The 19,120-nt window shown below is 60.5% G+C and carries 20 protein-coding genes and 1 pseudogene; 8 read left to right on the forward strand and 13 right to left on the reverse strand.

Annotation, left to right across the window (positions count from 1 at the left end; genetic code table 11):
* Positions 1-39 precede the first annotated feature (39 nt).
* Complete coding sequence (locus tag HF675_RS12750; RefSeq protein WP_105231054.1) at positions 40-390, reverse strand: hypothetical protein; 351 nt, start codon at positions 388-390, stop codon at positions 40-42.
* Positions 391-596: 206 nt separating this feature from the next.
* Here HF675_RS12750 and mpaA point away from each other — a divergent pair, with 206 nt between their 5' ends.
* Entirely contained in the window at positions 597-1,304 is a 708-nt protein-coding gene (gene mpaA / locus HF675_RS12755) for a murein tripeptide amidase MpaA (RefSeq protein ID WP_105233322.1), read from the forward strand.
* Between the two features lie 8 nt (positions 1,305-1,312).
* On the opposite strand, the gene ycjG is transcribed toward mpaA, so the two are convergent.
* Entirely contained in the window at positions 1,313-2,287 is a 975-nt protein-coding gene (ycjG, locus tag HF675_RS12760; RefSeq protein ID WP_105231053.1) for an L-Ala-D/L-Glu epimerase, read from the reverse strand.
* Between the two features lie 211 nt (positions 2,288-2,498).
* Between ycjG and tpx the strand changes: the two genes are divergently transcribed.
* Positions 2,499-3,002 carry a thiol peroxidase gene (gene tpx / locus HF675_RS12765; RefSeq protein WP_187043137.1) on the forward strand — a complete coding sequence of 168 codons (504 nt, stop codon included), beginning with the start codon at positions 2,499-2,501 and terminating at the stop codon, positions 3,000-3,002.
* A gap of 44 nt (positions 3,003-3,046) precedes the next feature.
* Here tpx and tyrR read toward each other — a convergent pair whose 3' ends face one another.
* The 7 genes from tyrR to pspA all read right to left on the reverse strand — a co-directional run bounded on the left by tyrR (position 3,047) and on the right by pspA (position 9,112).
* Positions 3,047-4,618: a transcriptional regulator TyrR gene (tyrR, locus tag HF675_RS12770; RefSeq protein ID WP_105231051.1), complete on the reverse strand. Its 1,572-nt coding sequence runs from the start codon at positions 4,616-4,618 to the stop codon at positions 3,047-3,049.
* Between the two features lie 310 nt (positions 4,619-4,928).
* Positions 4,929-5,987: a YcjF family protein gene (locus HF675_RS12775; protein ID WP_105231050.1), complete on the reverse strand. Its 1,059-nt coding sequence runs from the start codon at positions 5,985-5,987 to the stop codon at positions 4,929-4,931.
* Positions 5,984-7,381 carry a YcjX family protein gene (locus tag HF675_RS12780; protein WP_111737141.1) on the reverse strand — a complete coding sequence of 466 codons (1,398 nt, stop codon included), beginning with the start codon at positions 7,379-7,381 and terminating at the stop codon, positions 5,984-5,986. Before HF675_RS12780 ends, HF675_RS12775 begins: the two co-directional genes overlap by 4 nt.
* An 80-nt stretch (positions 7,382-7,461) precedes the next feature.
* Positions 7,462-7,707 (reverse strand): phage shock protein PspD, encoded by a 246-nt coding sequence (gene pspD / locus HF675_RS12785; RefSeq protein ID WP_105231048.1) that lies wholly within the window; start codon positions 7,705-7,707, stop codon positions 7,462-7,464.
* 50 nt (positions 7,708-7,757) lie between these two features.
* On the reverse strand, positions 7,758-8,117 hold the full coding sequence (gene pspC / locus HF675_RS12790; RefSeq protein ID WP_105231047.1) for an envelope stress response membrane protein PspC: 360 nt from the start codon (positions 8,115-8,117) through the stop codon (positions 7,758-7,760).
* The gene (pspB, locus tag HF675_RS12795; RefSeq protein ID WP_160031181.1) at positions 8,117-8,344 is read right to left on the reverse strand and encodes an envelope stress response membrane protein PspB; all 228 of its coding nucleotides are present in this window, start codon (positions 8,342-8,344) and stop codon (positions 8,117-8,119) included. The genes pspC and pspB overlap by 1 nt, the downstream gene beginning before the upstream one ends.
* Positions 8,345-8,446: 102 nt before the next feature.
* Positions 8,447-9,112 (reverse strand): phage shock protein PspA, encoded by a 666-nt coding sequence (pspA, locus tag HF675_RS12800; RefSeq protein ID WP_105231045.1) that lies wholly within the window; start codon positions 9,110-9,112, stop codon positions 8,447-8,449.
* A 184-nt stretch (positions 9,113-9,296) separates the two neighbouring features.
* On the opposite strand from pspA, the gene pspF reads away from it, so the two are divergent.
* Positions 9,297-10,301, forward strand: a complete 1,005-nt coding sequence (pspF, locus tag HF675_RS12805; protein WP_111737143.1) for a phage shock protein operon transcriptional activator — start codon at positions 9,297-9,299, stop codon at positions 10,299-10,301.
* Positions 10,302-10,310: 9 nt separating this feature from the next.
* Here pspF and HF675_RS23820 read toward each other — a convergent pair.
* From HF675_RS23820 to folE2, 4 genes and pseudogenes are all read right to left on the reverse strand, one after another.
* Positions 10,311-10,472 (reverse strand): annotated as a pseudogene (locus HF675_RS23820) (LysR family transcriptional regulator); the annotation flags it as partial.
* A 285-nt stretch (positions 10,473-10,757) separates the two neighbouring features.
* Complete coding sequence (gene zigA / locus HF675_RS12810) at positions 10,758-11,945, reverse strand: zinc metallochaperone GTPase ZigA (protein ID WP_187043138.1); 1,188 nt, start codon at positions 11,943-11,945, stop codon at positions 10,758-10,760.
* 10 nt (positions 11,946-11,955) lie between these two features.
* Positions 11,956-12,516: a carbonate dehydratase gene (locus HF675_RS12815; protein ID WP_187043139.1), complete on the reverse strand. Its 561-nt coding sequence runs from the start codon at positions 12,514-12,516 to the stop codon at positions 11,956-11,958.
* Positions 12,506-13,435 carry a GTP cyclohydrolase FolE2 gene (folE2, locus tag HF675_RS12820; RefSeq protein ID WP_111737145.1) on the reverse strand — a complete coding sequence of 310 codons (930 nt, stop codon included), beginning with the start codon at positions 13,433-13,435 and terminating at the stop codon, positions 12,506-12,508. Before folE2 ends, HF675_RS12815 begins: the two co-directional genes overlap by 11 nt.
* Before the next feature lie 215 nt (positions 13,436-13,650).
* Here folE2 and sapA point away from each other — a divergent pair, with 215 nt between their 5' ends.
* From sapA to sapF, 5 genes are read left to right on the forward strand one after another with little or no spacing between them, the layout of a single operon-like run.
* Positions 13,651-15,312: an ABC transporter substrate-binding protein SapA gene (gene sapA / locus HF675_RS12825; RefSeq protein ID WP_187043140.1), complete on the forward strand. Its 1,662-nt coding sequence runs from the start codon at positions 13,651-13,653 to the stop codon at positions 15,310-15,312.
* Positions 15,309-16,274 carry a putrescine export ABC transporter permease SapB gene (sapB, locus tag HF675_RS12830; protein ID WP_105231039.1) on the forward strand — a complete coding sequence of 322 codons (966 nt, stop codon included), beginning with the start codon at positions 15,309-15,311 and terminating at the stop codon, positions 16,272-16,274. Before sapA ends, sapB begins: the two co-directional genes overlap by 4 nt.
* Positions 16,261-17,151 (forward strand): putrescine export ABC transporter permease SapC, encoded by an 891-nt coding sequence (gene sapC, locus HF675_RS12835; RefSeq protein WP_111737147.1) that lies wholly within the window; start codon positions 16,261-16,263, stop codon positions 17,149-17,151. Before sapB ends, sapC begins: the two co-directional genes overlap by 14 nt.
* A complete protein-coding gene (sapD, locus tag HF675_RS12840; protein WP_105231037.1) occupies positions 17,151-18,143 on the forward strand; it encodes a putrescine export ABC transporter ATP-binding protein SapD in 993 nt (330 codons plus the stop codon). The genes sapC and sapD overlap by 1 nt, the downstream gene beginning before the upstream one ends.
* A 1-nt stretch (position 18,144) precedes the next feature.
* Positions 18,145-18,960 carry a putrescine export ABC transporter ATP-binding protein SapF gene (gene sapF / locus HF675_RS12845; RefSeq protein ID WP_105231036.1) on the forward strand — a complete coding sequence of 272 codons (816 nt, stop codon included), beginning with the start codon at positions 18,145-18,147 and terminating at the stop codon, positions 18,958-18,960.
* Positions 18,961-19,120 lie beyond the last annotated feature (160 nt).

Raw genomic sequence — 19,120 nt, forward strand, 5'->3', positions numbered from 1 at the left:
TGCACCGCCGGACGCTGGCCGGCGGCACGGCCTGAAGGCTTAATCGTAGAGATGAACGGTGCGGATGCGGTAGGTAAACTCTTCACCCTCTTCTTCATCAAAGATGGTGAACTGAGCGTTCTCTTCCAGCGGTTTTAGCTGAATATCGGTGGTTTGCAGCTGGCGGTCGTTAACGTCGTCATAACCGTAATCGAGGTAGAAACTGTTTTTCTGGTAGTCCACATGCAGGGTAAACGGGTAGTTGGATTCATCTCCGCGCCCATCATCATTTTTCACCACGCCGAACCACTCCCCCTGGCGGATTTGATTCTCATCATCCACGCCGCACAACAGCGTGAGCGTGTCCTGCTCGTGTTCCGTATAACTGGCGACTATTCTGGCGACTGGCATGTTAAATCTCCTTGCTGATTATCGGCTTGGCTGTCTGCTTAGTATAACAAGCGGCAGCCGTATCGGCAGCGAACATTACGCCACGCCGCCGCTGATCGCTCAGATAAGACGCAGAGCAACAATGTTGTGGGAAAGTCACACAAAAGCGTAATACACTGAATAAAATAACAATGCATTTTCACCCACTGGCGATACAGGGCGACACCATGACTCAACAACGACCGCGTAGCGAACGCGGCCAGCTGGCCGTGGCTGGAGAAAGTTACGGAAAATCGTTATTAGGCGCACCGCTGCTTTATTTCCCCGCCGTAGCACGTGGCCCGGACGCCGGGCTGATCATCGCCGGCACGCACGGTGATGAAAATGCCGCCGTCGTCACCCTGTCCTGCGCATTGCGCAGCCTGTCTCCCGCCGCGCGGCGCCACCATGTGGTGCTGGCGGTCAACCCGGACGGCTGCCAGTTAGGATTGCGCGCCAACGCCAACGGTGTGGATTTGAACCGCAACTTCCCCTCGGCCAACTGGCGTTCCGGCGATACGGTCTACCGCTGGAACAGCGCCGCGCCAACGCGGGAGGTCAAGCTGTCAACCGGCGGCCGGCCGGGTTCCGAACCGGAAACCCAGGCGCTCTGCCATCTGATCCACCGGCTGAAGCCGGCCTGGGTGGTCTCTTTTCATGAACCGCTGGCGTGTATTGAAGATCCGGCCAGCTCGCACCTTGGCGTCTGGCTGTCGCACAAATTCGCCCTGCCGCTGGTCAGCAGCGTCGGCTATGAAACGCCGGGTTCGTTCGGCAGCTGGTGCGCCGATCTGTCGCTGCCGTGCATCACCGCCGAACTGCCGGCCATCTCCGCCGATGCCGCCAGCGAACAGTATCTGGATGCGATGATTGAGCTGCTGACCTACCCGCAGTAATCCCGCGCTTATACGTCGCCCAGCCGGATGACGCCGCAGGCAAAATCCAGCCCCGGCTCAACATCCTGCGCCAGCCAGGTCGGCCCGTCCAGATCGATAAAACGGGCCGCCGGCGCCAGCGGCAGCGCCGCCGTCACCGCCCGCGAGGTGCACAGCATGCAGCCGAGCATCAGCGTAAAGCCTTGGCTGACGGCCTGCTCGGCCAGCGCCAGCGCTTCGGTCAGGCCGCCGGTTTTATCCAGTTTAATATTGACCATCTGATAACGGCCGGCAAGCCGGGCCAAATCGGCGCGGGTATGGCAGCTTTCATCGGCGCAGATCGGCAGCGGATGGATAAAGTTCGCCAATGCCTCATCGTTATCGGCCGGCAGCGGCTGCTCCAGCATCGCCACCTGTAAATCCGCCAGCAGCTGGCAGCGCGCCGCCAAACCTTCAGCCTGCCAGGATTCGTTGGCGTCGACGATCAGCGTCGCCTCCGGCACCGCGCCGCGGATCGCCACCAGCCGCTCGCTGATGAGCCGGTCGTCCAGCTTGATTTTCAGCAGCGTCGCCCCACGGCGGTTAAGCTCCAACGCGGCCCGGGCCATCGCCTCCGGCGTATCGATGCCGACGGTTTGCGCCGTCGTGACCTGCGGCGGCGGGTTCACCCCCGCGCGCTGCCACAGCGTTTGCGCCTGTTGGCGACACGCCAGATCCCATAAGGCGCAGTCCAGCGCATTGCGCGCCGCGCCGGCCGGCATCAGCTGCTGCAGCGCGTCGCGCGACAGGCCGCGTTCAATGGCCGGCCTGACCGCCTCCAACTGAGCCAGCACCGAGTCTTCGCTTTCGCCATAGCGCGGGTACGGCGTGCATTCCCCCACGCCACAGACGCCCTGCTGTTCGATTTCCACCACTACCACGTTGGCCACGCTGCGGCTGCCGCGTGAAATCACAAACGCGGCGCGCAGCGGCCAGGCCTGTGGGTAAAAACGCATGCTTCTCATCACCGCTCCTGGTTGAATAGTACGCGTAATATCAGCGCTGTACGCAAGGGTATGCCAATATATACAACTGTTTAGCCAATTTTGTATACCCAAGCGGCATGCATTGACATAGACTGACGGCAAGGTGTGAACCTAATGTTAAAATGGGCGTGAGCCGCTCGCCGATTAGGTGCACATCTTTTGTATAAACACCTGTCAAAGGAATCAAGTCATGACTCAGACCGTAAAGTTCCAGAGTAACCCCGTTGCCGTTGCCGGCCAACTGCCGAAAGCCGGCGAACAGGGCAAACCGTTCTCCCTGGTGGCGAAAGATCTGTCAGACGTTGCGCTGGGCAGCTTTGCCGGCAAACGTAAGGTGCTGAATATTTTCCCAAGCATCGACACCGGCGTCTGCGCCACTTCGGTGCGTAAATTCAACCAGTTGGCCAGCGGCCTGGATAACACCGTGGTGCTGTGCATCTCCGCCGACCTGCCGTTCGCCCAGTCCCGTTTCTGCGGTGCGGAAGGCCTGAGCAATGTAGTAACCCTGTCCACCCTGCGCGGCGCCGAGTTCAAACAGACTTACGGCGTAGAAATTGCCGACGGTCCGCTGGCGGGCCTGACCGCCCGTGCCGTGGTGGTGCTGGATGAGCAAGACAACGTGCTGTACAGCGAACTGGTGGAAGAAATCACTTCTGAACCGAACTACGACGCAGCCCTGGCGGCGCTGAAGTAATTCGCGCATAAAAAAGCCCGGTCAGTCCGGGCTTTTTCTCGTCATTATTCCTCAGCGTCTTCCGCCGGTTTGCGGCTGCTGAGGCCGTAGTCACGCAGTTTATTGGCAATTGCGGTATGTGAGACCCCCAGGCGCTTCGCCAGTTTGCGCGTGCTGGGATAGGTACGGTACAGCCGGGTCAGCACCGAGCGCTCAAAACGCTTGCTGATCTCATCCAGCGTCCCGTCAATCGCCTCATCCCCCAGCGACATCTCGACCTCAAACTCCGGCAGCACGATATCCTGCGGGCGCAGTTCAAAGCCTTCGGTCTGGGTCAGTGCGCGATAAATCGCATTTTTCAGCTGACGTACGTTCCCCGGCCAGCCGTACTTGCTCAGGAAACTGTTCAGATCGCTCGACAGCTTCGGCCGGGCGACGCCCTGCTCATCGGCAAAGCGCGCGACAAACAGCTCGGTCAGCGGCATGATGTCCTGCGGGCGCTCGCGCAGCGGCGGCACCGTGATGGTCAGCACGTTCAGGCGGTAGTAAAGATCCTCACGGAACTCGCCGCGCTGCACCAGCTCAATCAGGTTTTTCTGCGTGGCGCAGATCACCCGCACGTCCACGTGCACTTCATGATCTTCGCCAACGCGGCGGAAGGTGCCGTCGTTCAGGAAACGCAGCAGTTTGGTCTGCATCCGCGGCGACATTTCGCCAATCTCGTCCAGCAGCACCGAACCGCCGCTGGCCTGTTCGAAGAAGCCCTTTTTCGCCGCACCGGCGCCCGGATAGGCGCCCGCCGCATGGCCGAACAGCTCGCTTTCCGCCACGTCATCCGGCAGCGCCGCACAGTTGAGCGCCAGGAAAGGCTGTTTGCCGCGCGGGCTGCGCAGATGGCAGGCGCGGGCCAGGATATCTTTGCCGGTGCCGGTATCGCCGACAATCAGCAGCGGTGCATCCAGCATCGCCAGCTTGCGCGCCTGTTCCAGCACCTGGCGCATTTTCGGGCTGACCGCCACGATATGATCGAACTCGGTGTCATCGTTCACCGACAGATTCTGCAGCTGCCGCCCCATACGCGCGGTGGATTTCAGCATCACCACGGCGCCGACCACGTCCGGCTGCTGGTTTTCATCTTCCAGGTGGATCGGCGTGATATCCATCAGGAAATCCTGACTGCGGATCACCACCCGCTCAGCGTGCGGTGCGGCGTGTTCATTCTCCAGCCAGCGGCTGAAGCTGTAGCCGCCAATCAGCTGCCCCGCCGTCTGGTTGCGGATTTTATCTTCGTTCAGGCCAAACAGCGCCAGCGCCGCCGGGTTGGCCAGCTCGACCTTACCTTTCATATCAATGGAGAATACCGGCTCCGGCATGGATTCCAGCAGCGCGCGCAGCGCCCGGTGTTCGCGCTCGGAAGGCATGAAACTGACGGTGCGCACGTCGGTGACGCCGGCGATGCGGCGGATTTCCGCCATCAGGGCGCGGAAGGTATCAAAATCAAGCTGGGAAAAATTAAGGTAAATCCGGCCGATAGGATCGATTTCGATACCGCGTAAATCAATGCTGCGTAATACCAAGAGATCCAGCAATTCTCGGGTAAGACCGATCCGGTCTTCGCAAAATACTTCCAAACGCATCAGTATTGGCCTTATCTGCAGGTTTTGCGTACACGGGATGAGTGGCGCTTATCATACTCTCTCACCCCGGACAGAAGAAACGTTCCGTCAGCAAAAGTTGACAGAACGCTGATTTATCATTGTGGTTATTGATTCTAATCGCAAATGAATAACACCATCCGCGTCATTTTAGCTTATTGCCAGATATTTATCATGACTCGGAGATTATTTTTGGATAATTATCACGAAATTACAGCAGGATGTTCTTTCGTCAACGCTGGCTTACGCCACACGGAAAAGCGCCGCACCGGACGGTGCGGCGGCGGGATTATCAGGCTTTCTTGTCGCCTTTTTTCATCACGTCCTTCAGTTGGCCGACTAACTGGCCGCGGAAATCGCTCAGCTTGGGCTTATCATCCTCCAGCCACGGCAGCGGCCGACACAGCTCCATCGCCTTAATGCCCAGACGCGCGGTCAACAGGCCGGCGCCGATACCCTGCGCGGCTCGGGCGGACAAACGCGCCGCCAGATCCTGCGACACCCAGTCCATCCCGACCTCGCGCACCAGTTCAGAGGCGCCGGCAAAGGCGATGTTCAGCAGCACCAGCCGGAACAGGCGAATACGGCTGAAATAGCCCAGCTCGATGCCGTACAGCGCGGCGATGCGGTTGATCAGCCGAATATTGCGCCAGGCGATAAACGCCATATCCACCAGCGCCAGCGGGCTGACGGCGATCATCAGCGTCGACTCGGCCGCAGAACGGCTGATCTCGCGCCGCGCCTGATTATCCAGCACCGGCTGCACCAGGCGCGCGTACAGCGCCACCACTTCACGGTCGTTCTGGGTCTCATGCAGCGACGCCTGCCAACGCTGCAGCGCCGGATGCCCCTGATCCAGCCCGGCCTGACGCGCCAGTTTTTCGCAGAACTCGCGCCCTTTGCCCAGCCCGTGGCTGTGCAGCAGTTCCCGCGCTTCGTCACGCTCTTCGGCGCGCTGGCGCAGGCGATACAGGCGACGCCATTCCGCCACCACCGAGCCGACGCCGGCACCGACGATCAGGCCACCGGCAACGCCGCCGCCGAGCGCGATCCAATCCTGCTGCAGCCAGGCCTGATGCACCCACTGCACGCCCTGCGCCACCACGCTGACGCCGAACAGCGTCAGCCCGGCGGTGACCATTTTACGCCACAGGCTGCGCTTCGGCTTCAGCGCCGCATTGACGATGCCTTCAACGCGCCCTTCTTCCTCCTCCTTTTCCAGCTCCGGCGCGGCGGGAAAGAAGTTATCCGCCTGCTGTTCGTCAAAGGCCATACCGGCGCGCAGCGTCGGCTCCTGCGGCGGCTGCAGCGGCTCTTCAAAATCGATACGCGGTTTTATCGGCTCGCTCATCGCACTTTATCTCCCAGCAAAAACTCCATCACCGCGTCCAGACGAATATGCGGCAACGGACTGTCCACGCTCATGGCGCGCGGACGAAATTCATCAAAGTGGAACCCCTGCTGCTGCCAGAACGCCGGCCCCGGCAGGCGTGCCGGCACTTCGCCGGGGAATACCGTCAGCGGTGCGCCGTCCGACAGACGGTTGCCTTTCAGCGCCGGAATACGCTGCCCCTGATGGTCCACCATGCCGCTCTCGGTCGCCTGCACCGAAGCCAGCCCGACGCAGTCCATGCTGATGCCCTCAAATGCCGCATTCTGCCAGGCTTCCTGCACCAGTTGCTGCAGCAGCGACACCAGATTGGCGTGCTGATCGGCGGTAATATGGTCGGCTTTGGTGGCGGCAAACATCAGTTTGTCGATGGTGGGCGAAAACAGGCGGCGGTACAGCGTACGCTTGCCGTAGTGGAAGCTCTGCATCAGTTGGGTCAGCGCCAGGCGCATGTCGTTAAACGCCTGCGGCCCGCTGTTAAGCGGCTGCAGGCAATCCACCAGCACAATCTGGCGGTCGAAACGCACAAAGTGTTCTTTGTAGAAGTTTTTTACGATCGACTGGCAGTAATAACCGAAGCGGGCGCGCAGCATGCCGATATTGGTGTGCTTGTCGGCCTGCGCCAGTTTTGATTCGCTGCCGGCGTCGACGTTCGGCCAGGGGAAAAACTGCAGCGCCGGCGCGCCGGCCATATCGCCCGGCAGCACAAAGCGTCCCGGCTGAATAAAGTGCAGCCCTTCGGCCTTACAGCGCAGCAGATAATCGGTGTAGGCCTGCGCGATCGCCGCCAGTTTATTTTCATCGGCCGCCGCCAGCGGATCCAGCGCGTTGCACAGCGCCAGCCACGGTTTGGCCCATTCGGCACGATCGCCCTGCAGCAGCCCGGTCATCTGACGCGACCAGGTCAGGTAGTCCTGTTCCAGCATCGGCAGGTCGAGCAGCCATTCGCCCGGATAATCGACGATCTCCAGATACAGCGTCGAGGTTTCTTTAAAGTGGCGCAGCAGGGAATCATTGGAGCGGTAGCGCAGCGCCAGGCGAATTTCGCTGACGCCGCGGGTGGGGGTCGGCCAGGTCGGCGGCGCACCGTACAGCTGCGCCAGTCCCTCATCATAAGTAAAACGCTGAATGCCGAGATCGCGCTGCGGGATACGTTTTACCCCCAGCAGGCGCTCTTCGCGCACCGGCGAAAACAGCGGCAGCCGCGCGCCGCTGTGGACATGCAGCAGTTGATTGACCAGTGCAGTGATAAAGGCGGTTTTCCCGCTGCGGCTCAGGCCGGTCACCGCCAGACGCAGATGGCGGTCCATACCGCGGTTGACCAGCGAGGTTAATTCATTTTTTAATCGTTTCATTCTTCTCCTTGGCATAAATACCCAAAATCACTCAGCGCTGCGGCGGGGCTGCGTCGGCCACCGCCCAAGGCAGCAGCGACTTAGCGGGTATAACGCCCGAATGCCTTATTCAGCCCCTTGCGGAACATCGGCTCCAGCACCATCGCCAGCAGCAGTCGCAGCGGTTTACGGCTGACGGTTCTCAGCAGCCATGAGGTAGCCCCCGCCGGGCCGTAACTGAGTAACGCTATGATGATGACTTTAGACAATCTCTTCAACATTGCACCAGCTCCTCGTTGGAAAGTGGCGGATTGGCCGCCGTTGGCGGCGTGGTTTGCTCTGGTCATAACTGCCCTCCGGCAAAGGTGACGGCGGCGTCCGGCACGGCAACCGTCAATTACAGCTGACGGAAACGGCTCTGTACGCCGAAGGTATCCGAGGTCACGTAGCGTTCAACCTGGCGCAGCTGGCGCTCGCCGCTGCCCAGTTCATACTCCAACTGATCCAACAGCTGGCGCGGCGTACGCTGATGTTCGCCGTCGAAACGGCTCGCCGGCGCCGCTTCCAGCAGGTAGCCCATGGCGAAATAGGCGACGACGGTAAAGAAAAACAGGCCGAAGATCATCGACAGCACCACCATCACGCGGATCAGGCGCACCGGTACGTCAAAGTAGTGCGCCAGGCCGGCGCAAACGCCCTTCACCATACCCTCTTCAGGCACGCGATACAGTTTTTTACTGCCCAGCAAATTGCCCATCAAGACTGCCTCCAGTTCGGATGTTCGGCATCCAGAATCTCTTCCAGCGCCTGAATACGTTCGCGCATGCGTTTGGCGTCTTCCGTCAGCTGCGCCAGCCGCTGCATTTCCTGATGCGTCAGCTGGATCCCGTTCTGTTGCCGATTGCTGTAATGCAGCCAAAGCCAAATCGGGGCGACGAACAGCACAAAAATCGTCAATGGAATGGCTAACAATAACGCACTCATTTCAACTCCTTGTTATTCCCGCCTGCCGGACGCCGCGCTGCGGCGTCGGCAAGCCGGGTTTCTGTTATCGGACGGCGGCCGCCGGACGGCCGCAAAAAACGGTTACTCTGAGCGGTTCATCTTGGCTTTCAGCGCCGCCAGCTGCTCGCTGATGGCGTCATCCGCCTTCAGTTCGGCGAATTCCTGATCCAGGGTTTTCTTTTTACCCAGGCTGATGCTTTCAGCTTCCGCTTCCATATGGTCGATACGGCGCTCAAACTGCTCGAAACGCGCCATCGCTTCATCCAGCTTGCCGCTGTCCAACTGACGGCGCACTTCGCGGGAAGACGACGCCGCCTGATGACGCAGCATCAGCGCCTGCTGACGCGCGCGGGTTTCGGTCAGCTTGCTTTCCAGTTCGCCGATTTCGCTCTTCATCCGGCTCAGGGTTTCTTCCACCGTCTCCACTTCATGGGTCAGCGTGGCGATCAGATCGGACACTTTCTGCTTCTCAATCAGCGCCGCCCGCGCCAGATCTTCTTTATCTTTGCGCAGCGCCAGCTCCGCTTTTTCCTGCCAGTCATCGAGCTGCTTCTCACCCTGCTCGATACGACGCAGCAGCTGCTTTTTCTCCGCCAGCGCGCGCGCCGAGGTGGAACGCACTTCAACCAACGTGTCTTCCATCTCCTGAATCATCAGACGCACCAGCTTCTGCGGATCTTCCGCCTTATCCAGTAGCGTATTGATGTTGGCGTTCACAATGTCGGCAAAACGAGAAAAAATACCCATAATTCACTTCCTCTTGGTGTCAGTGGCGTCTTCAGCGCCGTCTTAAGTCATACTGCGGACGCCAAGATATAATCAAGATGCGTGCCAACTTTTATTTCACTGATATTAAAGGACTATTTATTTTTGACTCTGCCGTGCCATGCTGTAAAGTGATTATTTTCACCAACTATTGGCGAATTTCATCATGAGCGAGCAGATCGATCCCCTGATGGGCGAAGCAAACGCCTTTGTAGAAGTATTAGAACAAGTCTCGCAGCTGGCAACCCTGAACAAACCGGTGCTGGTGATTGGCGAACGCGGTACCGGCAAAGAGCTGATCGCCCACCGGCTGCACTACCTGTCCAACCGCTGGCAGGGGCCGTTTATCTCCCTCAACTGCGCGGCGCTGAATGAAAATCTGCTGGATTCCGAACTGTTCGGCCATGAGGCCGGCGCGTTTACCGGTGCGCAGAAGCGCCATCTGGGGCGTTTTGAACGCGCCGACGGCGGTACGCTGTTTCTTGACGAGCTGGCGACAGCGCCGATGCTGGTGCAGGAGAAGCTGCTGCGGGTGATTGAATACGGCCACCTTGAGCGCGTGGGCGGCAGCCAGCCGCTGCAGGTGGACGTGCGCCTGGTGTGCGCCACCAACGACGATCTGCCGGCGCTGGCGGCGGCCGGCAAATTCCGCGCCGATCTGCTCGACCGACTGGCGTTTGACGTGGTGCAGCTGCCGCCGCTGCGCCAGCGGCAGCAGGACATCATGCTGCTGGCGGAGCACTTCGCCATCCAGATGTGCCGCGAACTGGCGCTGCCGCTGTTTCCCGGCTTTACCGCCCGCGCCCGTGAGACGCTGCTCGGCTACGGCTGGCCCGGTAACGTGCGCGAACTGAAAAACGTGGTCGAGCGTTCGGTATACCGCCACGGCAGCAGCGAACAGGCGCTGGACCAAATCGTGATCAACCCGTTTGCCCGCAGCACGCCGGCGGATACACCGGCCGCGGAAGCGCAGGCCGCCGGCATCCCCGCGCTGCCGCTGGATCTGAAAGGCTGGCAGAGCGAGCAGGAGAAACGGCTGTTGGAGCAGGCGTTGCGCCAGGCGCGTTTTAACCAACGCAAAGCGGCGGAACTGCTGGGGCTGACCTACCATCAGCTGCGCGGCATGCTGAAGAAACATGCGCTGCAGCCCGGTGAAGAGCCGTCCGCCTGAGGCCCAGGTCAGCAACGCCATAATATGCGCCCGCAGCCACCGGTGTGCCGGATCGCGGTGGCTGCGCTCGAGCCACAGCATCACCATCTCGAACCCCGGCACGGCCACCGGCGGCTCCCGCACCTGCAGAGCGGCATTGCCGCGCGCCAGCCGTTCCGGCGGCAGAACGGCGGCGACTTGACATCCCGACGCTGACGCTGCGCGCGGATCTCGCCCCGGGACAAGGCGGATTAGGCGTACATCGCGAATAAATGGGGATCGACAGGCAAAAAAAAAGCCAGCACCCGAGCTGGCTTGAAAATAATACTGGAAGCAATGTGAGCAATGTCGTGCCTTTCACGTCAGCACCGCGGGAGCGGCCTTCCGTGAACTGCGAGGTGATGATAATGGTTCTCAATATCAGCTGTAAAGCTTTTTGTTGAGAATTTTTCTCATTTCCACAACAACATTGTGCAATTACCAGGCAGGAAACGGGTCAGCCATCTCCAACCAATACGCCAGACCGGCCGCCATCTCCGCATCGCTCAGCAGACACGCATCCAGCCGGCGCACCATCTCCGCCTGCGGCAGATGCTGACCGATAAACACCAGCTCCTGGCGCATATCGCCAAACGGTTCAACCCAACGTTCCAGAATCTGCGCCCGCGTTTCCTCATCCTGCGGCCAGTTATCCTGCGGAATGGCGCGCCAGAACAACCCCGCGACGCCGTAGCGGGCAATGCCGCCGGCCTGGCTCCACTGCCCGGCGTGCTGCGGCCGCGTCGCCAGCCAGAAAAAACCTTTCGAACGCAGCAAGTTGCCGCCGGCCCAGTCGCCGTTAATCAGGCGATAGAATTTGTCCGGCGCAAACGGCCGACGGGCGCGGTAGACAAAGCTGCTGATGCCGTAATTTTCCGTTTCCGGCAGATGCTCGCCGCGCAACTCCTTCAGCCAGCCCGGCGCACGCTGCGCCTTTTCAAAGCTGAAGCGATGAGTGTTAAGCACTTCGTCCAGCGGCAGCGTGCCCGGCGCGATCGGGATAATCTTCGCCTCGGTATTGAGACTGGCCAGCAGCGCCGTGACCTCCGCCAGCTGCTGCGGCGTCAGCAGATCGGTTTTACCGATCAGTATCACGTCGCAAAACTCGATCTGTTCAATCAACAAATCCGCCACGCTGCGCAGGTCATCCTCCCCCAGGCTTTGCCCGATTTCCTGCAGACTAGCCGCCTGCTGGTACTGCTCAAGGAAATTAACGCCGTCCACCACCGTGACCAGCGTGTCCAGCCGGGCAAACTGCGACAGGCTCTCTCCCGCCTGATCCTCAAAGGTAAAAGTCTCCGCCACCGGCAGCGGCTCCGAAATACCGCTGGATTCAATCAGCAGGTAGTCAAAGCGGTCGGCCTGCGCCAGCTCACGTACCGACACCAGCAGATCTTCCCGCAGAGTACAGCAGATACAGCCGTTGCTCATTTCCACCAGCTTTTCCTGCTGGCGATCGAGGGTGACTTCGTTGGCCAGCAGCGCGGCGTCGATATTCACCTCGCTCATATCATTGACGATCACCGCCACGCGCATGCCCTGACGGTTGTTCAGTATATGGTTAAGCACCGTGGTCTTGCCGGCTCCAAGAAAGCCGGAAAGCACCGTAACCGGAAGTGGTTGCATGGCAGCCTCACTAAAATTCGTTGCGTAATGCCTGATAGCCGCGCACCAGATCGACATTGGTGGCGGCCACCTCCTCTGAAAATTGCAGCGCGTCGGGTTCCACCTGGCCATAGCGCGACAGATCGCTGTCTGCACCGACCCGTTCGGTGGACGGGATATAGCACTGCTCCGGCAGCGTCACGCCGTCCACCACCGCGTTATAACGCACCACGCAGCCGCTGCGCAGATGGCAGTTGAACAGCACGCTGTTAAAACCGACGAACACCCGGTCATCGATGCGGCACGGCCCGTGCACAATGGCACGGTGGGCGATGGAGCTGTAGCTGCCGATGGTTACCGCCGCGCCGCTTTTGGAATGGATCACCACGCCGTCCTGAATATTGGAGTGGGCGCCGATCACAATCGGCGCCATATCGCCGTCGGCGTTAACTTCATCGGCGCGAATCACCGCGTAAGGCCCGACGTACACGTAATCGCCGATAATCACCCGCCCGCAGATAATCGCAGTGGGATCGATATAGGCTTGGGCGGAGACCTGCGGCAGATGGCCGCTGGGATTTTTACGCAGCATCAGCGTCCTCCCGCCAGCTCAGTCGGGCTACCGCGTTATGCGCATGCAGGCTTTCCTGATGCTCCACCCGCACGCTGAAGGCGCGGTAGCAGCAGGAGCGGCGCAGGGCGTCATACAACCGGCGCGCGGCATCTTCACAAAACATCAGGTTGCGGCCGTTAGCCAATGCAAACGCCTGCTCGTCCTGACGCTTGACCAGCGTCTGCACCGGCGTCCCCAGCGCATGCTCGATGCGGTCGATCAGCGAAATCACCGGCAGTACTTTTTCATCGCCGGACAAGGTGACCGTCACCCACGCCCAGCTGCGCTGGCTGTGCGGCGTCGCCGGCATGCCGTGCGTCCCCAGCCAGTCAGCCACCTGCTGCGTGCCGACCGTTTCATCATCCGCCTCGATATCGACCAGAAACTGCTGCTGCGCCGCCTGACGGCTGAGAGCCGCCGACGCCGGGCAGGTGGATGAATAAGGCACGCCGACCTGCAGCGTCAGCGTTGGCAGCAGCTCCAGCGCTGCGGTAATGCGCAGCGGGTAACTTTTCCAGCCGCGCTGCGGGCTGATCAGCGCCGGACGCGACAGCAGCAGTTCCCCGCCGATCTCCAACTGCACCCGATCGCTGTCCGTACTCTGCGACTGCAGACATTCGGCCAGCGTGTTGATAATGCGTCGCGGCGTCAGTTCCCCCTGCGTCAGCGCATCCAGCGTCAGATACAGGCGCGACATATGAATGCCGCGCGCGCCGTCACGGTTGGCGCAGACGTTAACGCCGACGCTTACTTCGGCATTTAGCGGACGCCCCGCCACCTCCAGCGGCAGCGCGATGCCCTGCATTCCCACCCAGTCAAGGGCGATATCGCTCATCTCCCCGTGTCCGCTCTGCACATCCGGCAGCGGCTGACGGTGAGCCATAGCCGTATTTCCCATGTTTCCCCTGCAGTTGTTAGTGACCAGGCAAAAACGGTAACACGAAATAGATATGTTATAACATAACATTTTGTCTTTTTTTCCGCCTGCACGGCGCCGTGACTCCCGGTTGGTCAATCAAGCCGCAGAAAAATCGACGTTTTTATCTGAAGAATTGGGCAGTTCGCCAGAGTACGGTACACTAACGCTATCGCTTATTAACCCATGAAGCCTCTATGCGTGGTTTACCCATTTGGATCCTGTCGTTATGCCTGGGCAATTCGCTGATGGCCGCCGCTGCGCCTGCGCCTGCGCCCGCGGCTGATGCTCCGGCGCCCCTGCCGGACGTACATCAGAGCGGTTTTGTCTATTGCGTCAACGGCATCCTGAACACCTTTAATCCACAGATGGCCAGCAGCGGCCTGACGGTCGATACGCTGGCGGCGCAGCTGTACGATCGCCTGCTGGATGTTGACCCCTATACCTACCGGCTGATTCCAGAGCTGGCGCAGCGCTGGGAGGTGCTGGACAACGGCGCTACCTATCGTTTCCACCTGCGTAAAGACGTGCCGTTCCAGCACACCGCCTGGTTTACGCCAACGCGTAAAATGAACGCCGACGATGTGGTATTCAGCTTTGAGCGGGTGTTTAACCACAAGCATCCGTATCACGACGTCAACGGTGGCGAGTATCCTTACTTCGACAGCCTGCAGTTTTCTGATTCGGTGCAAAGCGTGAAAAAGCTCGACAACTACACCGTCGAGATCCGCCTGCAGGCGCCGGACGCCTCGTTCCTGTGGCATCTGGCTACCCACTATGCACCGGTGCTGTCGGCAGAGTATGCCGACAACCTGAGCAAGGCCGGCGACCAGCAGATGATAGACCGCGAGCCGGTAGGCACCGGGCCTTTCCTGCTCAATGAATACCGCTCCGGGCAATATATCCGCCTGGCGCGCAACCAGGCCTACTGGAAAGGCGAACCGCGTATGGCGCAGGTGGTGATTGACCTGGGCGCCGGCGGCACCGGTCGCCTGTCGAAACTGCTGACCGGCGAATGCGACGTCCTGGCCTATCCGGCCGCCAGCCAGCTTTCCATTCTGCGCGACGATCCGCGCCTGCGTCTGACGCTGCGGCCGGGGATGAACATCGCCTATCTGGCCTTCAACACCCGCAAACCGCCGTTCAATAACCTGAAGGTGCGTCAGGCCATCTCGCTGGCGATCAACAACCAGCGTCTGATGCAGTCGATTTACTACGGCACCGCCGAGACCGCCGCGTCGATTCTGCCGCGCGCCTCCTGGGCGTATGACAATGACGCGCACGTCACCGCCTACGACCCGCAGCAGGCGCGCCGCATGCTGAAAGAGGCCGGCATCGACAATCTGCAGCTGAAGCTGTGGGTGCCGACCGCCTCGCAGTCCTATAACCCCAGCCCGCTGAAAACCGCCGAACTGATCCAGGCCGATCTGGGCCAGATCGGCGTGCACGTCACCATCGTGCCGGTGGAGGGCCGCTTCCAGGAGGCGCGGCTGATGGAGATGAATCACGACCTCACCCTGACCGGCTGGGCCACCGACAGTAACGACCCGGACAGCTTCTTCCGGCCGCTGCTGAGCTGCGCGGCAATTCGCTCGCAAACCAACTATGCTCACTGGTGCGACCCCGGTTTTGATGAAACGCTGCAAAACGCCCTGCTGTCGCAGCAGCTGGCGCAGCGCATTGACAGCTACCGTCAGGCGCAAAAAATTCTGGAGCAGCAGCTGCCGGTGCTGCCGCTGGCGTCATCGCTGCGTCTGCAGGCCTACCGTTATGACATCAAGGGACTGGTGCTCAGCCCCTTCGGCAACGCATCATTCGCCGGCGTGTATCGTGAAACGGCGGAGGGAGAAAAACCGTGATTATCTTTACTCTGCGCCGCTGCCTGCTGCTGATTATCACCCTGTTTTTCCTGACGCTGGTAGGCTTCAGCCTGAGCTACTTCACGCCGCATGCGCCGCTCAGCGGCGCCGGGCTGTGGGATGCCTACCAATTTTATTTCACCAGTCTGCTGCACTGGGATTTCGGCGTGTCCAGCATTAACGGCCAGCCGATTGACGAACAGCTGCGTGAGGTGTTCCCGGCCACCATGGAGCTGTGCATTCTGGCCTTTGCCCTGGCGCTGTTTATCGGTATCCCGCTTGGCATTATCGCCGGCGTGATGCGCGGCAAATGGCAGGACACCGCCATCAGCACCTTTGCGCTGCTGGGCTTCTCCATTCCGGTATTCTGGCTGGCGCTGCTGCTGATGCTGTTCTTCTCGCTGCATCTGGGCTGGCTGCCGGTTTCCGGCCGTTTCGATCTGCTGTATCAGGTGCAGCCGGTCACCGGCTTTGCGCTGGTCGACGCCTGGCTGTCCGATTCGCCGTACCGCAGCGAAATGATCGCCAGCGCGCTGCGCCATATGATTTTGCCGATCGCCGCGCTGGCGGTGGCGCCGACCACCGAAGTGGTGCGGCTGATGCGCATCAGCACCGACGAGGTGTTCAGCCAGAACTATATCAAGGCGGCGGCCACCCGCGGCCTATCGCGCTTTACCATTATCCGCCGTCACGTGCTGCACAACGCGCTGCCGCCGATCATCCCGAAGCTGGGGCTGCAGTTCTCCACCATGCTGACGCTGGCGATGATCACCGAAGTGGTCTTCAGCTGGCCGGGTCTGGGACGCTGGCTGATTAACGCCATTCGCCAGCAGGACTACGCCGCCATTTCCGCCGGCGTGATGCTGGTCGGTTCGCTGGTCATCACCATCAACGTGCTGGCCGATATCCTGGGTGCGGCAACCAACCCATTGAAACATAAGGAATGGTATGCCCTTCGATAACGTATACCGCGAAAAGAAAATGCCGAGCCCGCTGCGCTATACCTGGCGGATATTTTACGGCGACGCGCTGGCGATGATCGGTTTTTACGGCGTGATTGCGCTGGTGCTGCTGTCGCTGTTCGGCAGTCTGCTGGCGCCCTATGCGCTCGACCAGCAGTTCCTCGGCTACCAGCTGCTGCCGCCTTCCTGGTCGCGCTACGGCAACGTGTCGTTCTTCCTCGGCACCGACGATCTGGGGCGCGATCTGCTGAGCCGGCTGCTGACCGGCACCGCCGCCACCTTCGGCTCGGCGCTGGTGGTGACGCTGGGCGCCGCCTTCTTCGGCGTGATCCTCGGCGTGCTGGCCGGCGTGACCCACGGCCTGCGCTCGGCGGTGCTGAACCATATTCTCGATACCCTGCTGTCTATCCCGTCGCTGCTGCTGGCGATCGTGGTGGTGGCGTTTATCGGCCCGAAACTGGAGCACGCCATGCTGGCGGTGTGGCTGGCGCTGTTGCCGCGCATAGTACGCACCATTTACAGCGCGGTGCATGACGAGCTGGAAAAAGAGTATGTGGTGGCGGCGCGGCTGGACGGCGCTTCAACCCTGCAGATCCTGTGGTATGCGGTGCTGCCCAATATCGCCGCGGTGCTGGTGACCGAGTTCACCCGCGCGCTGTCGATGGCGATCCTCGATATCGCCGCGCTCGGCTTTCTCGACCTCGGCGCGCAGCTGCCGTCGCCGGAATGGGGCGCCATGCTCGGCGATTCGCTGGAGCTGGTATATGTCGCGCCCTGGGCGGTGATGCTGCCCGGCGCCGCCATTCTGATCAGCGTGTTGCTGATCAACCTGTTGGGTGACGGCATGCGCCGCGCCATTAATGCGGGAGTGGAATAATGCCGTTGCTCGATATCCGCAATCTGACGATTGAATTTATGACCGCCGACGGACCGGTCAAGGCGGTAGACCGCGTCAGCATGACGCTGAGCGAAGGCGAAGTACGCGGGCTGGTGGGTGAATCCGGCTCCGGCAAAAGCCTGATCGCCAAGGCGATCTGCGGCGTCACCAAAGATAACTGGCGCGTCACCGCCGACCGTCTGCGCTTTGACGACATCGACCTGCTGCAGCTGACGCCGCGCGAGCGCCGCAAGCTGGTGGGCCACAACGTCTCCATGATTTTCCAGGAGCCGCAATCCTGTCTTGATCCGTCCGAAAGCATCGGCCGGCAGCTGGCGCAGGCTATCCCCGGCTGGACCTATAAAGGCCACTGGTGGCAGCGCTTCAACTGGCGGCGTCGCCGGGCGATTGAGCTGCTGCACCGCGTCGGTATTAAAGATCACAACGATATTATGGGCAGTTTCCCCTATGAGCTCACCGAAGGGGAATGTCAAAAAGTGATGATCGCCATCGCGCTGGCCAACCAGCCGCGTCTGCTGATCGCCGATGAGCCGACCAATGCGATGGAGCCCACCACCCAGGCGCAGATTTTCCGCCTGCTGGCGCGGCTGAATCAAAACAACAACACCACCATTTTGCTGATCAGCCATGACTTGCAGATGATGAGCAAATGGGCTGACCGGGTGAACGTACTTTACTGCGGCCAGACGGTGGAAAGCGCCCGCTGCGAGGAGTTGCTGGCGGCACCGCATCATCCGTACACCCAGGCGCTGATCCGCGCCATGCCGGACTTCGGCCGTTCGCTGCCGCATAAAAGCCGGCTCAATACCCTGCCGGGGGCGATCCCGTCACTGGAACATTTGCCCATCGGCTGCCGGCTGGGGCCACGCTGCCCTTATGCGCAGAAAAAATGCATCGAAACCCCGCGCCTGCGTGCGGTGAAGAATCACCTGTTCGCCTGCCACTTCCCGCTCAATATGGAGGAACAGTGAGATGGAAACGCTATTGGAAGTGCGCAACCTGAGCAAAACCTACCGCTACCGCAGCGGTCTGTTCCGTCGTCAGCACGTCGAAGCGGTCAAGTCGGTGAGTTTTACCCTGCGCGAACGCCAGACGCTGGCGATTATCGGCGAGAACGGTTCAGGCAAGTCAACGCTGGCGAAGATGCTTTCCGGCATGGTCGAACCCAGCGCCGGCGAACTGTTGATCGACGACCATCCGCTGAACTACGGCGACTACCGCTACCGTAGCCAGCGTATCCGCATGATTTTTCAGGACCCCAGCACCTCGCTCAATCCGCGTCAGCGCATCGGGCAGATTCTGGACGCCCCGCTGCGCCTGAACACCGATCTGGAGCCAGAGGAGCGCGAGCGGCGCATTAACCAGACGCTGCGCCAGGTCGGCATGCTGCCGGACCACGCCTATTACTACCCGCATATGCTGGCCTCCGGCCAGAAACAGCGCGTAGCGCTGGCAAGGGCGCTGATTCTGCAGCCAAAGGTGATCGTCGCCGATGAGGCCCTGGCCTCGCTGGATATGTCGATGCGCTCGCAAATCATCAACCTGATGCTGGAACTACAGGAGAAGCACGGCATCTCCTATATCTATGTCACCCAGCATTTGGGAATGATGAAACACATCAGCGATCAGGTGCTGGTGATGCATGAAGGGGAAATCGTCGAGCGCGGCAGCACCGCCGAGGTGCTGGCAGCGCCGCTGCATGAACTGACCAAGCGGCTGATCGCCAGCCACTTTGGCGAAGCCCTGACCGCCGACGCCTGGCGGCGCGACGGCGGAGGCCGCTTCTGACATCAACTTCCGGGCGGTGTCGGCGCCGCCCGGAGGCCGTGCCTGCGCGGCGGGCCGTTACCCGTCAGGCGCAAATACAAATTACATTTTTGTGATATATCATTATATTTTATTCCCTTCAGTTATTGATTAGCACGTAACATTATTTTATCTCGCTATT

The organism is Serratia sp. JUb9 (assembly GCF_014298095.1).
GTDB lineage: Bacteria > Pseudomonadota > Gammaproteobacteria > Enterobacterales > Enterobacteriaceae > Serratia_B > Serratia_B rhizosphaerae.

What these genes read in the sequence shown, in the direction of transcription:
- HF675_RS12750 (WP_105231054.1), bottom strand. Translation starts at nt 390, where the DNA reads ATGCCAGTCGCCAGAATAGTCGCCAGTTATACGGAACACGAGCAGGAC.
- mpaA (WP_105233322.1), top strand. Translation starts at nt 597, where the DNA reads ATGACTCAACAACGACCGCGTAGCGAACGCGGCCAGCTGGCCGTGGCT.
- ycjG (WP_105231053.1), bottom strand. Translation starts at nt 2,287, where the DNA reads ATGAGAAGCATGCGTTTTTACCCACAGGCCTGGCCGCTGCGCGCCGCG.
- tpx (WP_187043137.1), top strand. Translation starts at nt 2,499, where the DNA reads ATGACTCAGACCGTAAAGTTCCAGAGTAACCCCGTTGCCGTTGCCGGC.
- tyrR (WP_105231051.1), bottom strand. Translation starts at nt 4,618, where the DNA reads ATGCGTTTGGAAGTATTTTGCGAAGACCGGATCGGTCTTACCCGAGAA.
- HF675_RS12775 (WP_105231050.1), bottom strand. Translation starts at nt 5,987, where the DNA reads ATGAGCGAGCCGATAAAACCGCGTATCGATTTTGAAGAGCCGCTGCAG.
- HF675_RS12780 (WP_111737141.1), bottom strand. Translation starts at nt 7,381, where the DNA reads ATGAAACGATTAAAAAATGAATTAACCTCGCTGGTCAACCGCGGTATG.
- pspD (WP_105231048.1), bottom strand. Translation starts at nt 7,707, where the DNA reads ATGACCAGAGCAAACCACGCCGCCAACGGCGGCCAATCCGCCACTTTC.
- pspC (WP_105231047.1), bottom strand. Translation starts at nt 8,117, where the DNA reads ATGGGCAATTTGCTGGGCAGTAAAAAACTGTATCGCGTGCCTGAAGAG.
- pspB (WP_160031181.1), bottom strand. Translation starts at nt 8,344, where the DNA reads ATGAGTGCGTTATTGTTAGCCATTCCATTGACGATTTTTGTGCTGTTC.
- pspA (WP_105231045.1), bottom strand. Translation starts at nt 9,112, where the DNA reads ATGGGTATTTTTTCTCGTTTTGCCGACATTGTGAACGCCAACATCAAT.
- pspF (WP_111737143.1), top strand. Translation starts at nt 9,297, where the DNA reads ATGAGCGAGCAGATCGATCCCCTGATGGGCGAAGCAAACGCCTTTGTA.
- zigA (WP_187043138.1), bottom strand. Translation starts at nt 11,945, where the DNA reads ATGCAACCACTTCCGGTTACGGTGCTTTCCGGCTTTCTTGGAGCCGGC.
- HF675_RS12815 (WP_187043139.1), bottom strand. Translation starts at nt 12,516, where the DNA reads ATGCTGCGTAAAAATCCCAGCGGCCATCTGCCGCAGGTCTCCGCCCAA.
- folE2 (WP_111737145.1), bottom strand. Translation starts at nt 13,435, where the DNA reads ATGGGAAATACGGCTATGGCTCACCGTCAGCCGCTGCCGGATGTGCAG.
- sapA (WP_187043140.1), top strand. Translation starts at nt 13,651, where the DNA reads ATGCGTGGTTTACCCATTTGGATCCTGTCGTTATGCCTGGGCAATTCG.
- sapC (WP_111737147.1), top strand. Translation starts at nt 16,261, where the DNA reads ATGCCCTTCGATAACGTATACCGCGAAAAGAAAATGCCGAGCCCGCTG.
- sapD (WP_105231037.1), top strand. Translation starts at nt 17,151, where the DNA reads ATGCCGTTGCTCGATATCCGCAATCTGACGATTGAATTTATGACCGCC.
- sapF (WP_105231036.1), top strand. Translation starts at nt 18,145, where the DNA reads ATGGAAACGCTATTGGAAGTGCGCAACCTGAGCAAAACCTACCGCTAC.